Below are 12,362 nucleotides of genomic sequence, written 5' to 3'. Positions count from 1 at the left end.
TGGCCGTTTCATCACCTCACCGCGTCAACGGTCCTCGAACGCGAGCCGGGCCTCGGGCGTCGCCAGCAGGTAGAGCTCGGTCGCCACCAGCGCCAGGAGCGGGACGCCGACCCAGGCGCCACCCCACTCGAAGGCGGAGAACCAGCCGAAGAGCCCGAGCAGCAGCTGCAGGAAGACGACCAGCCCGCGCGACCACGGCGAGACCCGCCACAGCCCCACGGTCGCGGCACCCAGCGCGACGGCGAAGATGCCGACGTAGACGACCTCGGCCACGGCCCGCCCGACGCTGTCGGCGGTCGAGGTGAACGTGAGGATCAGCAGCCAGAGGGCGACCGCGGCCAGGGCCGCCGCCTCCACGCCGGCGACCAGGGCCGCTCGGCGCACCGCGGGCGGAGCCACCGGCCGCTCCCGCTCCGGCCGCCGCGCCGACGGCTCGGCCGTACCGCCGAGCAGCCGCTCCGCCCGCCGGCGGTCCCGCGGCGGCCTGGCTCCGGACTGCTCGGTCACGACCGGAGGATACGCGCCGGCACACCCCCGGCCGGTCCGCCCGCCGGACCCCGTCCCACGCCAGCACCGGGGCGGACCGGGTCGCTGGCTAGCCTGGCTGGCATGCGCGCACTCGTGGTGGCCAACCCCGCGGCCACGACGACCAGCCGCGGCGTGCGCGACCGGGTGCTCACCACCCTCACCGACGAGCTGCAGGTGGAGCTGGCCGAGACCACCCATCGCGGCCACGGCAGCGAGCTGGCCCGCAAGGCCTGCGCGGACGGCGTCGACGTCGTCCTCGCCCTCGGTGGCGACGGCACGGTCAACGAGGTGGTCAACGGCCTGCTGCACGACGGCCCCGGCGGGCACGTGCCGCCGCTCGCCGTGGTGCCCGGCGGCTCCACGAACGTCTTCTCCCGCGCGCTGGGCCGGTCACGGGACCCGCTGGCCGCGACGCGGGAGGTCCTCGACTCGCTGCGCGCCGGACGCACCCGGCGCATCTCACTGGGGACGGCCAGCGTCCGCGGCGCCAGCACGGCACCGGCCCGGCTGTCCGACCCGGTGCTGGCGCAGGCCGCCGCCGACGCCGGGGCCGCCGCCCACCCGGGGTGGAGTGAGCCGCGCTGGTTCGCCTTCTCGGCCGGGCTGGGCTTCGACGCCGACGTCATCGGCCGGGTGGAGGCCCACCGCGCGCGCGGCTTCCGCTCCACCGGGCTGCTCTACGTGGTCGAGGCGACCAGCGCCTTCGTGCTCGGCCGGGAGCGCCGGGACCCGGCGATCTCCGCACACCTGCCCGGGAGCCCGCCCCTCGACGGGCTGTTCCTGTGCCTGGTCTCGAACGTCTCGCCGTGGACCTACCTGGGGGCCCACGCGGTGAACCCCACGCCCGACGCCACCTTCGACAGCGGCCTGGACGTCTTCGCCCTCGGCCGCACCGGCGTCCTGCGGATGCTGCACCACGTGCGCGAGGTGTTCGCCGCGCGGCCCGACGTCCGCGGCGACGGCGTGCACCGCTGGCACGACCTCGACGAGCTGACCCTGACCGCGCGCCGGCCGCAGGGCTGGCAGCTCGACGGCGACCACCTCGGCACGGCGACCGGCCTGCGGGTGCGCAACGTCCCCTCGGCCCTGACCGTCGTCGCCTGAAGGAGGCGCGCACCGCTGCCGGGCGCCCGGAGCGCCCCAGCGGCGCGGGGTGGCGGTCGCGCCCGGCGGGCCGGGCCTCGGAGACCGCCGGGTTCCGCTGTCGCGCCCGCGACCTGCGGTTTCACCCACGGGCAGGAGCACGTGTCAACGCAGCGCGCGGGGGGTTCGACTGGTCGAGTGGCGGGTCCTACCATGCCCGTGGTGAGCTTGCTCACGAGGGGTCGACCGATGCCCTCGTTCTGCTTGACAGGCGTCCTCTGCGTGAAAACATCGCGGGAGGAAAGCAACCTGTCGGTAACACCTGCATGAAGTCGCTGTGCCATGGCGCTGGCCACCCCGGCGCCGGCCTGCGGATCGGTCCGAGGCCGGCGACCACTGCACCACACCGTAGACGACATCGAGGAGAACACGGCCATGGACTGGCGCCACCGCGCGCTCTGCCGCGACGAGGACCCGGAGCTGTTCTTCCCCATCGGGACGACCGGCCCCGCCCTCGTGCAGATCGAGCAGGCCAAGGGTGTGTGCCGCCGCTGCCCCGTCACCGAGTCGTGCCTGGACTGGGCACTGCGCTCGGGGCAGGACTCCGGCGTCTGGGGCGGGCTCTCGGAGGACGAGCGGCGCGCCCTCAAGCGGCGTCAGGCCCGCACCCGCGTCCGCACCGCCTGAGCACACCCGCACCACCGGCACCGGGCCTCGCGCCCGGCGCCACACACGGCACCACTCCAGAGGCCGGTCCGGGATCCCCGGACCGGCCTCTGTGTCGTCTGTCGCCCTACCGGGCGCCCACCGCGGCCAGGTGCCGTACCCGGCCGTCGTCGAGCCCCTGCCCGTGTCCCGATCGGGAGACCCTCCGGGCCCCCGCGGATCGGTCCACCCCGGCCAGGTGCCGTACCCGGCCGTCGTCGAGCCCCTGCCCCGATCGCCGCTGGAGTCGGCAGCACCGCTCCCTACCTCCGGGGCCTCCCAGCCCCAGGGAGGGTGAGCACCACCTCGGTGCCGGTGCGGCCGTACCCGGGGTGCGAGGGCGGGCTGGTCATGGCCAGGCTGCCGCCCAGCTCGCTGGCGACGAGGGTGCGCACGATCTGCAGCCCCAGGCCGTCGCTGGCTGCCGGGTCGAAGCCCTCGGGCAGCCCCCGCCCGTCGTCCACCACCCGGACGACGAGGTCGTCGCCGTCCCGCTCCGCCACCAGCTCGATGCTGCCCGGGCTGCCGTCCGGGAACGCGTGCTCGGCGGCGTTGTGCAGCAGCTCGGTGACCACCAGCACCAGCGGGGTCGCGGCGACCGCGGGCAGCTCCCCGAACTGGCCGACCCGCCGCGTCCGCGCGGCCGGGCCCACCGAGGTCAGGTCGCCCAGCATCGGTAGCACCCGGTCGAGCACCTCGTCGACGTCCACGACGTCCTCGCGGCTGCCGGCCAGGGTCTCGTGCACCACGGCGATGGACGACACCCGGCGCACCGACTCCTCCAGCGCCTCACGGGCCGCCGGCTCGGTCATCCGCCGGGCCTGCAGCCGCAGGAGGGCGGCGACCGTCTGCAGGTTGTTCTTCACCCGGTGGTGGATCTCCCGGATGGTGGCGTCCTTGGTCAGCAGCGCGCGGTCCCGCCGGCGGACGTCGGTCACGTCGCGCACCAGCACCAGCGCGCCCTCCTCCGCGCCGGGCGCCTGCAGCGGCAGTGCGCGGACCAGCAGCGTCGCCGACACGCTCTCGACGTCCATCGGGTCGGGGAACCGCCCGGTCACCGCGGCCCGGATGCCGGCCGCGACGGACTCCCCGGCCACCCGGTCGACCGCGGCGTCCCCGGTGAGGCGGGCGAGGTCCGAGCCGACGACGTCCCCCGTGACCCCCAGCCGGCGGTAGGCCGACAGCGCGTTCGGGCTGGCGTAGGCCGCCCGGCCACCGGCGTCCAGCCGCAGCAGCCCGTCCCCCACGCGCGGGCTCAGCTCGGCGTCCAGCGGCTTCTGCGGCGGGAAGGTGCCGGCCGAGACCATGAGGCAGAGGTCGGCGGCGATGTCGAGGTAGGTCAGCTCGAGGGTGGACGGCGACCGGGTCACCGCCAGGTTGGTGTCGCGCGCCAGGACGGCGACCACCACGCCGTCGTGGCGCACCGGCACGACCTCACGCCGGCGCGGCGTGCTGCCCGACCAGTCGGGCTCCCCCTCGGTCACCGGGCGGCCCTCCCGGTGCGCCACCACGAACGGCTCGGCGGCCGGGCCCTCGACCTCCGACCCCACGAGGTCATCGGGCTGGCTGGTGGGAGCGGTCAGCGGCCGCACCTGCGCCACGCACCACCACGCGCCGGTGTGCAGCGGCACCCACAGCGTCAGGTCGGCGAACGACAGGTCGGCCAGCAGCTGCCAGTCGGCGACCAGCCGGCGGGCGTGGTCGACCTGCGCCGGCGCGGAGGCCGACCCGCGGGTGAGGCGATCGGAGAGGCTGGTCATGGTGGCTCCGAGGGTATGAGGAAGGACCCTCCTGCCCTCCACCACTCGGAGCAGGACCCCGTTCCTCCCACCCCTCGCCCGCTCGGGCCGAGCCTCCGGACGGGGCCTGCGGGCCCCTGCAGGAGGGCCCCTCGGACGAGCGGGCGGGAGGAGGGGTCCTCTTAAGCTCGTCGTCGTGTCCTCGTCCCCCGACGCACCGGCCCTGACCGTCGACTCCGCCCGCCCTGACGACTTCGCGCGGATCGGGGAGCTCACGCACGAGGTGTACGTGGGCGGCGGGCTGGCCTCCCCGGAGTACGGCGTGCAGCTGCGCGACGTCGCCGGGCGGTCCGGCCGGGCCGAGCTGCTCGTCGTCCGGGACGACGGGGGCCGCGTGGCCGGCAGCGTCGCGCTGGTGCTCTCGGGGGACTTCGGCGAGATCACCGAGTCCGACGACGAGGCGGCGTTCCGGATGCTCGTCGTCGACCCGGCCGTGCAGGGCCGCGGGATCGGCGAGCTGCTGGTGAACGCCTGCCTCGACCGGGCGCGTGCGGCCGGCAAGCGGCGCGTGGTGCTGTCGACGGACCGGCGTATGACGGCGGCGCAGCGCCTCTACGAGCGGCTGGGCTTCACCCGGCTGCCGGAGCGTGACTGGCACCCGGTGCCCGGCGTGGAGCTGTTGGTCTACGCCCTCGACCTCTGAGCCGGCCCCCTGCAGGGTCCCACCGTGAGCCCGCGAGCGGTGGGGGCAGGGGGTCCTCCCTCAACCGACGACGGTGGCGATTAGGTCGCCCTCCTGCAGCACCTCGCCCTCGACGACGTGCAGCTCGCGGACCGTGCCGGCCCGCTCGGTGAGGACGGGGATCTCCATCTTCATCGACTCGAGGATCACCAGGGTGTCACCGGCCGCCACCTCGGTGCCGGGCTGCACGAGCACCTTCCACACGCTCGACACCATCTCGGCGTGGACTTCCTCGACCGCCACCGGCACCTCCCTGAGCTCGCCGTCGGCCCATCCTGGCACGCGCCCGGCGCGGCTCACCCGATGCGGCCGGACGCCAGCCGCTCGAGCACCGCGCACACCTCGGGCCCGTCGTGGGGCACGCCGACCTCCGGCACCGCGTCGAGCACGTCGCTCACCGCGCGTGCGGCGGTCGCGGTGTCCCGGGCGCCGGCGCTGACGGTCGCCAGCAGCGCGTCGTACCAGCGGTCCAGCCGGTCGTCGGGGTCGTAGCCGCTCACCGCCACCACCTCGGCGCCGCGCGCGGCCGCAGTGTCCCGGCCCGTGCGGGGCAGCCGGCCGGTGACCCGCCCGCCCTGGCCCGGCGGCAGGGTGGACCGCAGCTGGACGGTGACTGCCCGCCGCGGCGGCACACCCGCACCCGACTCGGCGGCCGGATCCCCCGCGGCGCTGCGCAGCGCCAGGTCGACGGCGTCCACGCCGTGCGCCCGCTCCAGCACCGTCGTGTCCAGGGAGAAGCCGGCCGCCACCTCCGCCAGCTCGCCGTCCGGGGCGATCCCGACGGTGACCAGGCCGCGCCAGCCCACCTCGGGCAGCCGTTTGGCCGCCGGCGGCAGCTCGGAGGGCTCGTCGGGCGTCCAGGAGACGCGTGCGATGCCCGCGGCGCGGTCGCGCGACACCGGCGTCGTGCAGCGCAGCCCGCCGTCGGTGACCAGCGCCAGGAAGCCGCGCTCGCTGGCCGGCTCGACGCCGTCCCCACCGAGCCGCTCGAGCACCGCGGCGGAGGGGCCCACCCAGGTGAGCCCGGCGGCCACCACGGCACCGGCGAGCCGGGCGTTGCCGGCCAGGGCCGGGGGCACCGGGAGCACCGCCCGGGCACCGCTGCGGCGGGCGGCCTCCACGATCCGGTCCACGGCGAGGTAGGACTCCGCGGCCGGCGCGGGACCCAGCAGGATCGCGTCGTCGGCCAGCCGGACGTGCCTGGCGTTGCGGTCGGCCTCCGAGTGGACGGCGATCGTCTTCACGTCCAGGCGGGAGCAGGCCGCCACCACCGCGCACGCCGCCGGCCCACGACCGGCCACCAGCACGCTCTCGATCCCGACGTGTGCCACGTCCCGAACCGCCTTCCACCGACCCCTGGCGTCGTCCTGCCTCCCAGCCTCGCGCCCCGGCCCGCCGGACCGCCACAGGGGGGCGGTGCCGCGGACGCTCGTGAGAGGCTGGGGGTCCAGCCTGACGGGTACCCCCGGTGTCGCGCCGTACCACGCGGCCCGGGTCACCCAGAGGTGCCCAGGGGCCCGGCACCGGGCCCGCACCAGCGACGAGGGAAGGAGGGCAGCGATGTCCAAGCGTGGACGCAAGCGGCGCTCCCGCAAGGGGAACAAGGCCAACCACGGCAAGCGCCCCAACGCCTGAAGGAGGACCCGTCCTCCTCACCGCTCGCGAGCTCGCGGCGAGCCTCTGGACGGGGCCGCCGGAACGCGACGGGGACGAACGCGAGAGGCCCAGGACCCGGCGGGGTTCTGGGCCTCTGGCGGTCAGGCCGCCCGTCAGGCGGTGGGGCGCTCCTGGGTGTGCTCCACGCTGATCCGCTCGACGCTGACCTGCGTGCCGTCCTCCTCGAAGGAGACGGTGGTCAGCTGGAGCTTGATCCGGTCCCGCAGACCGGGCGGCGGGGCGTCGCCTCCGCACCGGCGGCGAACCAGGGCCTTGAACTCCTGCTCGATGCCGAACTCGCGCAGGCACGAGGAGCAGTCCTCGAGGTGCTCGGCGATGAGGGCGCGCCGCTCGTCGCCGGTCTCGTGGTCGAGGAACTCGAACACGTGGGAGAGGACGTCGTCGCAGGAGTGGATCTCGATCGGCTCGCCTGCGCCACGGTCGTCGGTCATGACTGGCTCGCCTCCTCCCCGGCACCGGCGCGGACGAAGCCGCGCTCGCGGGCGTAGTCGGCCAGCAGCTTCTGCAGCCCGCGTCGGCCGCGGTGCAGCCGGGACATCACCGTGCCGATGGGCGTGCCCATGATCTCGGCGATCTCCTTGTAGGCGAACCCCTCGACGTCGGCGAGGTAGACCGCCAGCCGGAAGTCCTCCGGCAGCTGCTGGAGGGCCTCCTTGATGTCGGAGTCCGGCAGGTGGTCCAGCGCCTCGATCTCCGCCGACCGCAGGCCGCTGGAGCTGTGCTCCTCGGCGGCGTACAGCTGCCAGTCCTGCACCTGGTCGGTGGGGTACTGCTGCGGCTGCCGCTGCTTCTTGCGGTAGCTGTTGATGTAGGTGTTGGTCAGGATCCGGTACAGCCAGGCCTTGAGGTTGGTGCCCTCGGCGAACTGGTGGAAAGCCGAGTAGGCCTTCACGAACGTCTCCTGGACCAGGTCCTCGGCGTCGGCCGGGTTGCGGGTCATCCGCAGCGCCGCCGGGTACAGCTGGTCGAGGTAGGGCAGCGCGTCCCGCTCGAAACGGGCGTCACGCTCGGCACGGGTCTCGTCGACCTCCGTGCGGCTGCCGCCCTCGCGCGCCTCCGGCACCTCGACGGGCGCGGTCGCCTCGACGGGATCGGCGGGCGTGGTCTCGGGCGTGCGGTCCGCGGACTCCTCAGGCACCGACCGTCCTCTCTGCGGCGCCCGGACGCGGGTCACCACCTCCGACGATCCTAGCCGCGCGGCACCGGGCCGGCCCGGGGGCCGCCGGAGCGCAGGGCGCTGGCGTGCGCTGGTGGAGAGGGTGCTGCTCACGGTGCGTCCAACCGCGGCGGCCGGGCTCCCCATTCCCCGCGACCGCGGGTGCGACCGTCCCCACTAGGCTGCGGCGCCGTGGCGGCGACCCCCGCGGTGCGGGCTCTCGAGCGGGCCCGGGCGGCCCACACCCTGCACGCCTACGACCCGGAGCACGCCGAGGGCCACGGGTACGGGGAGGCCGCGGTGGCCGCACTCGGCCAGGACCCGCGGCAGGTGTTCAAGACGCTGGTCGCCCGGGTGGACGGCGCGCTGACCGTCGCCGTCGTCCCGGTGGCCGGGAGCCTGGACCTCAAGGCACTCGCGGCGGCGGCCGGCGGGCGCAGGGCGGTGATGGCGGACCCCGCCGACGCCGAGCGCACGACCGGGTACGTGCTCGGCGGCATCAGCCCGCTGGGGCAGCGCAAGGCGCTGCCGACGGTGGTCGACGAGTCTGCACTGGACTTCCCGACGGTCATGGTCAGCGCCGGACGGCGGGGCCTGCAGGTGGAGCTGGCGCCGGCGGACCTGGTGCGGCTGGCCCGCGCGCGCACCGCACCGATCACCCGTTGAGGAAGGACCCCTCGCTCCCCACCGCTCGCAGGCTCGCGGCGGGCCCCTGCGAGGGGCCGATCCCCGCAGGCTCAGTGCGGGGCCGGACTCAGGAGGCCGGGACGGCGTAGGGGGTGAGCAGCTGGTCGACCGGCGCGTGGTCGTCGGTGAGCACCTCGGCGTCCCCGACGAACGCCGCGAGCTCCGCACGCGAGGCCACCCGCCAGTCGAGGTCCCGGTCGCGCAACGCGGTGCCGACCGCGTCGAGCGGCAGCGGCCGCTGCGAGGCCAGGACGACGACGTTCCCGCCCTCCTCCCCCGCGAGGACGGCGTCGGGGGCGAGCAGCGCGACGTGCGGGAAGACCGCGCGGAGCGTGGCGAGCTCGGCGCGGACGAAGCCCAGCGGCGGGTGGTCGATGAGGTTGGCGACGTAGACGCCGTCGTCGGTCAGCGCGCGGTCGACCAGGCCCATCGCCTCGACGGTGGTCAGCTGCCAGGGCACCGACAGCCCGCCGAAGGCGTCGCCAACCACGAGGTCGCGCTGCCCCGCCGGCTCCTGCTCGAGCCCGACGCGGGCGTCGGCCACGTGAACGCGCAGCCCGTCGGCCTCGGTCAGCCCGAGCTGCTCGCGGTCCATCTCGACCACCCCGGGGTCGACCTCGATCACCAGGCTCTCGGTGCCCGGCCGGACCGCGGCGAGGTAGCGCGGCACCGTCGCCCCGCCACCGCCGAGGTGCAGCGCCGAGAGCGGCTCCCCCGCGGGTGCCGTGGCGTCGGTGACCGCGGCGATCGCCCGGACGTAGGCGAACTCCAGGTACGTCGGGTCGGCGAGGTCGACGTAGGAGTGCCGCAGCGTGTCGAGGACCAGCACCCGGCCGCTGTCGCGCTCGGGGTCGGCGACCACCCGCGCGCAGTGGTAGGCGGTCTCGGCCTGGCAGCGGCTCGGGGCCACCGCGGCGAGCAGCGAGCCGACCACGGCCAGCAGGAGCAGCGCCGCCGGAACCCTCCCGGCCGCACCGCCGGTCCGCCGCCGCAGCAGCACCCCGACCGCGATCCCCGTCAGCACGGTGACCAGCCCGGTGCCGACGAGGATGCCGCTGGTGGGGAAGACCGCGACCAGCAGGAAGCCGGTGAGGAAGGTGGCGGCGATCCCGCCGAGGGTGCCGATGCCCGACAGCCGGCCCACCACCGAGCCGGTCTCGGCGAGGCTGGCCAGCTGCAGCTTCACCACCATCGGCGGCACCGCCGACAGCAGCGCCGCCGGGACGACGACGGCGACCGCGGCCAGCAGCAGCACGCTGCCGGCGTCCGCCCCTGTGAGCAGCGACCCGGCGAAGCGCACCAACGGCAGGACGGCGACCACGAGCGCGCCGCCGGCGACCAGCAGCGGCGAGATCAGCCGGCGGGGGTCGGTGCGGTCGGCGAGCGCGCCGCCCATCCACGCCCCGACCGCGATGGCGGCCAGCGCGAAGCCGATCACGGCGGTGTTGGTCTGCAGCGTGATCCCGACGTAGGGCGCGATCAGCCGCAGCCCGGCGATCTCGAGCACCAGCACGGCGCCGGAGGAGAGGAAGGTGACGACGGCGGCCACCCAGTCGGGCAGCGCGTCGGGGCGGGCGAGGTCCGCGGTCTCGGGCAGGGCCTGCTCGGTGCCGGCCACCTCAGAAGAGCGCGGGCTGGTCGGCCGGGGCGGCGACCGACTCGACGCGCGCGGTCAGCACGGCGCCGTTGTTCTTCACGCTGTTGACCGCGGGGCTCACCGGCCGCAGCTCCAGGCCCTCCACCAGCTCCGGCGGGGTCGGCGCGGCCAGCTCCGCGACGTCCTCGCGCGCCGGGTCCAGCCAGTCGGCCCACCGATCCCGCGGCAGCACCAGGGGCATCCGGTCGTGGATCTCGGTGAGCGCGCCGACGGCGGGCTCGGTGATCACCGTGCAGGTGTAGAGCCGGTCCTCGCCCTCGCCCCAGACCTCCCAGAGTCCGCCGAAGGCCAGCACCGAGCCGTCGCGCGGGGTCATGTAGTACGGCTGCTTGCCGGGGCCGTCGAGCTTCTTCGCCCACTCGTACCAGCCGTCGGCGGGCACCAGGCAGCGGCGCGAGCGGGCGGCCCGGCGGAAGGCCGGCTTCTCGGTGAGCGACTCGACCCGGGCATTGAGCATCCGGTTGCCGACCGAGGCGTCCTTGGCCCACGAGGGCACCAGGCCCCAGCGCACGGTGCGCAGCTCACGGTGCGTGGCACCGGTGGGCGCCCCCTCCGGGTCGCGCTCCCGCTTGGTGCGCACGACGTAGACGTCCTTGGTCGGGGCGACGTTGTAGTCGGCCGGCAGCGGGGACTGCCCCTCGGCCGGGACCGCCTCGAACTCCAGGACGAGGTCCTCGGGACGGCGGCTGGCGGCGTAGCGGCCACACACGGTGGTACCTCCCGGTCGGGCCGGCGGATGCGGTCACCTGCGACTGTAGGCCCGGAGGCGGACGGTTCCCGGCGACCGGCGACGGGCCGGGTGGGGATCGACGTCCCGGCCCCCGGGAGACGAGGATCACCCTCGTGACCACGACGCAGAGCCCGAACCCGGAGCAGCCGAAGACCGCCAGCGACGCCGGGGCCCGCCCTTACGCGACGGTGAACCCCTACACCGGGGAGGCCGAGGAGGAGTTCCCCTTCCTCCCGACCGAGGAGGTCGACGGCGTCGTCGACAAGGCGCACGCGGCCTTCCTCGAATGGCGCCGCCGCAGCCCCGAGGAGCGCGCCGCCGTCGTCCGCCGGGCGGCCGAGCTGATGCGTGAGCGCGGCGACGAGCTGGCCGCGCTGGTCACCCGGGAGATGGGCAAGCGGATCAAGGAGGCCGCCGGCGAGGTCGAGCTGGCCGCCAGCATCCTCGACTACTACGCCGAGAAGGGGCCCGGCTTCATCAGGCCCCGGCCGATCGACGTCATGCAGGGCGAGGCCGTCGTCCTCAACGAACCCGTCGGCGTGCTGCTGGCCATCGAGCCGTGGAACTACCCGCTGTACCAGGTGGTGCGGGTGGCCGGCCCGAACCTGGTGCTCGGCAACACCATCGTGCTCAAGCACGCCGAGCTCAACCCGCAGTGCGCGCTCGCGCTCGAGCAGCTGTTCCGGGACGCCGGCGCGCCCGAGGGCGTCTACACCAACGTGTTCCTGCGGATCGCCGACGTCGAGCGGGTCATCGCCCACCGGCACGTGCAGGGCGTCACCCTCACCGGCAGCGAGCGGGCCGGCAGCAGCGTGGCCGCCCTCGCCGGCAAGCACCTCAAGAAGTCGGTCCTGGAGCTCGGCGGCAGCGACCCGTTCATCGTGCTCGACGCCCCCGACCTGGGCCGGACCGTCAAGGCCGCGACCATGGGCCGGATGGCCAACACCGGCCAGGCCTGCATCGCGGCCAAGCGGATCATCGTGCTCGACGAGGTCTACGACGACTTCGTCGCCGGCCTGCAGCAGTCGTTCTCGACCTTCACCCCCGGCGACCCGGCCGACCCGGCGACGACGATGGGGCCGCTGTCCTCCGAACGCGCCGCCGCCGACCTCGCCGAGCAGATCCAGGACGCCGTCGACAAGGGCGCCACCGTGCTCGCCGGTGGTGGCCGCCCCGAGCGCCCGGGCGCCTTCGTCGAGGCCACCCTGCTCGCCGACGTCACCCCGGAGATGCGCGCCTACCGGGAGGAGCTGTTCGGTCCGGCCGCGGTCGTGTACCGGGTCCGGGACGAGGAGGAGGCCATCGCGCTGGCCAACGACAGCGACTTCGGGCTGTCCGCCGTCGTCTACTCCGGCGACCTGAACCGGGCGCGCTCGGTCGGTGAGCGGCTGGAGTCCGGGATGGTGTGGGTCAACCAGCCCTCGGGCACCTCCGCCGAGCTGCCCTTCGGCGGCGTGAAGCGCTCCGGCTACGGGCGCGAGCTGTCCGAGCTCGGCATGTTCGAGTTCGCCAACCGTCGACTGGTCCGCGTGATGCCCGCGAAGAAGGCCACCAAGCCGGCGGGCGGCTGACAAAGGACCCCACCCTCCTCACCGCTCGCACGCTCGCGGCGAGCCTCTGGGTGGGGCCGTTCCAGCACGTCACCAGTCCGGACCGGG

14 protein-coding genes are annotated in these 12,362 nt (G+C 75.2%); 6 read left to right on the top strand and 8 right to left on the bottom strand.

The genetic code is table 11. The features are described 5' to 3' along the window. Positions 1-24 precede the first annotated feature (24 nt). Positions 25-507, bottom strand: a complete 483-nt coding sequence (locus BLW63_RS06260; RefSeq protein WP_091152627.1) for a hypothetical protein — start codon at positions 505-507, stop codon at positions 25-27. Between the two features lie 102 nt (positions 508-609). Here BLW63_RS06260 and BLW63_RS06255 point away from each other — a divergent pair, with 102 nt between their 5' ends. Further along, the gene (locus tag BLW63_RS06255) at positions 610-1,632 is read left to right on the top strand and encodes a diacylglycerol/lipid kinase family protein (RefSeq protein ID WP_091152624.1); all 1,023 of its coding nucleotides are present in this window, start codon (positions 610-612) and stop codon (positions 1,630-1,632) included. Positions 1,633-2,046: 414 nt separating this feature from the next. Continuing rightward, positions 2,047-2,298, top strand: coding sequence for a WhiB family transcriptional regulator (locus BLW63_RS06250; RefSeq protein WP_072918112.1), 252 nt, complete (start codon positions 2,047-2,049; stop codon positions 2,296-2,298). A gap of 281 nt (positions 2,299-2,579) precedes the next feature. On the opposite strand, the gene BLW63_RS06245 is transcribed toward BLW63_RS06250, so the two are convergent. Beyond that, a complete protein-coding gene (locus BLW63_RS06245) occupies positions 2,580-4,076 on the bottom strand; it encodes a sensor histidine kinase (RefSeq protein ID WP_091152622.1) in 1,497 nt (498 codons plus the stop codon). Between the two features lie 175 nt (positions 4,077-4,251). Here BLW63_RS06245 and BLW63_RS06240 point away from each other — a divergent pair, with 175 nt between their 5' ends. Next, on the top strand, positions 4,252-4,758 hold the full coding sequence (locus tag BLW63_RS06240) for a GNAT family N-acetyltransferase (RefSeq protein WP_091152620.1): 507 nt from the start codon (positions 4,252-4,254) through the stop codon (positions 4,756-4,758). Between the two features lie 60 nt (positions 4,759-4,818). On the opposite strand, the gene BLW63_RS06235 is transcribed toward BLW63_RS06240, so the two are convergent. Both BLW63_RS06235 and BLW63_RS06230 read right to left on the bottom strand, forming a co-directional pair. Continuing rightward, complete coding sequence (locus BLW63_RS06235) at positions 4,819-5,040, bottom strand: biotin/lipoyl-binding carrier protein (protein WP_091153166.1); 222 nt, start codon at positions 5,038-5,040, stop codon at positions 4,819-4,821. A gap of 53 nt (positions 5,041-5,093) precedes the next feature. Beyond that, complete coding sequence (locus BLW63_RS06230) at positions 5,094-6,128, bottom strand: biotin carboxylase N-terminal domain-containing protein (protein ID WP_091152618.1); 1,035 nt, start codon at positions 6,126-6,128, stop codon at positions 5,094-5,096. Between the two features lie 229 nt (positions 6,129-6,357). On the opposite strand from BLW63_RS06230, the gene BLW63_RS28910 reads away from it, so the two are divergent. After that, on the top strand, positions 6,358-6,432 hold the full coding sequence (locus BLW63_RS28910; RefSeq protein ID WP_014377707.1) for a 50S ribosomal protein bL37: 75 nt from the start codon (positions 6,358-6,360) through the stop codon (positions 6,430-6,432). 134 nt (positions 6,433-6,566) lie between these two features. On the opposite strand, the gene rsrA is transcribed toward BLW63_RS28910, so the two are convergent. Together rsrA and BLW63_RS06215 are read right to left on the bottom strand one after the other, a co-directional pair. Continuing rightward, positions 6,567-6,905, bottom strand: coding sequence for a mycothiol system anti-sigma-R factor (gene rsrA, locus BLW63_RS06220; protein WP_091152614.1), 339 nt, complete (start codon positions 6,903-6,905; stop codon positions 6,567-6,569). Continuing rightward, positions 6,902-7,612: a sigma-70 family RNA polymerase sigma factor gene (locus BLW63_RS06215; RefSeq protein WP_280140494.1), complete on the bottom strand. Its 711-nt coding sequence runs from the start codon at positions 7,610-7,612 to the stop codon at positions 6,902-6,904. Before BLW63_RS06215 ends, rsrA begins: the two co-directional genes overlap by 4 nt. 210 nt (positions 7,613-7,822) lie before the next feature. On the opposite strand from BLW63_RS06215, the gene ybaK reads away from it, so the two are divergent. Beyond that, entirely contained in the window at positions 7,823-8,296 is a 474-nt protein-coding gene (ybaK, locus tag BLW63_RS06210) for a Cys-tRNA(Pro) deacylase (RefSeq protein ID WP_091152611.1), read from the top strand. Positions 8,297-8,384: 88 nt separating this feature from the next. Here the strand turns inward: ybaK and BLW63_RS06205 are convergent, their stop codons facing one another. Together BLW63_RS06205 and BLW63_RS06200 are read right to left on the bottom strand one after the other, a co-directional pair. Then, on the bottom strand, positions 8,385-9,935 hold the full coding sequence (locus BLW63_RS06205) for a fused MFS/spermidine synthase (RefSeq protein WP_091152609.1): 1,551 nt from the start codon (positions 9,933-9,935) through the stop codon (positions 8,385-8,387). A gap of 1 nt (position 9,936) precedes the next feature. Beyond that, positions 9,937-10,683 (bottom strand): SOS response-associated peptidase, encoded by a 747-nt coding sequence (locus tag BLW63_RS06200; RefSeq protein ID WP_091152608.1) that lies wholly within the window; start codon positions 10,681-10,683, stop codon positions 9,937-9,939. Positions 10,684-10,817: 134 nt separating this feature from the next. On the opposite strand from BLW63_RS06200, the gene BLW63_RS06195 reads away from it, so the two are divergent. Continuing rightward, positions 10,818-12,275 carry an NAD-dependent succinate-semialdehyde dehydrogenase gene (locus BLW63_RS06195; protein ID WP_091152606.1) on the top strand — a complete coding sequence of 486 codons (1,458 nt, stop codon included), beginning with the start codon at positions 10,818-10,820 and terminating at the stop codon, positions 12,273-12,275. Positions 12,276-12,362 lie beyond the last annotated feature (87 nt).

The sequence above is a fragment of the Geodermatophilus africanus genome, assembly GCF_900107105.1.
Classification (GTDB): Bacteria; Actinomycetota; Actinomycetes; order Mycobacteriales; family Geodermatophilaceae; genus Geodermatophilus; species Geodermatophilus africanus.
This window is presented reverse-complemented; position numbering and strand designations above follow the sequence as displayed.

Bases quoted from the DNA above. Each gene is read 5' to 3' on its own strand.
- BLW63_RS06255 (WP_091152624.1), top strand. From the start codon at position 610: ATGCGCGCACTCGTGGTGGCCAACCCCGCGGCCACGACGACCAGCCGC.
- BLW63_RS06250 (WP_072918112.1), top strand. From the start codon at position 2,047: ATGGACTGGCGCCACCGCGCGCTCTGCCGCGACGAGGACCCGGAGCTG.
- BLW63_RS06245 (WP_091152622.1), bottom strand. From the start codon at position 4,076: ATGACCAGCCTCTCCGATCGCCTCACCCGCGGGTCGGCCTCCGCGCCG.
- rsrA (WP_091152614.1), bottom strand. From the start codon at position 6,905: ATGACCGACGACCGTGGCGCAGGCGAGCCGATCGAGATCCACTCCTGC.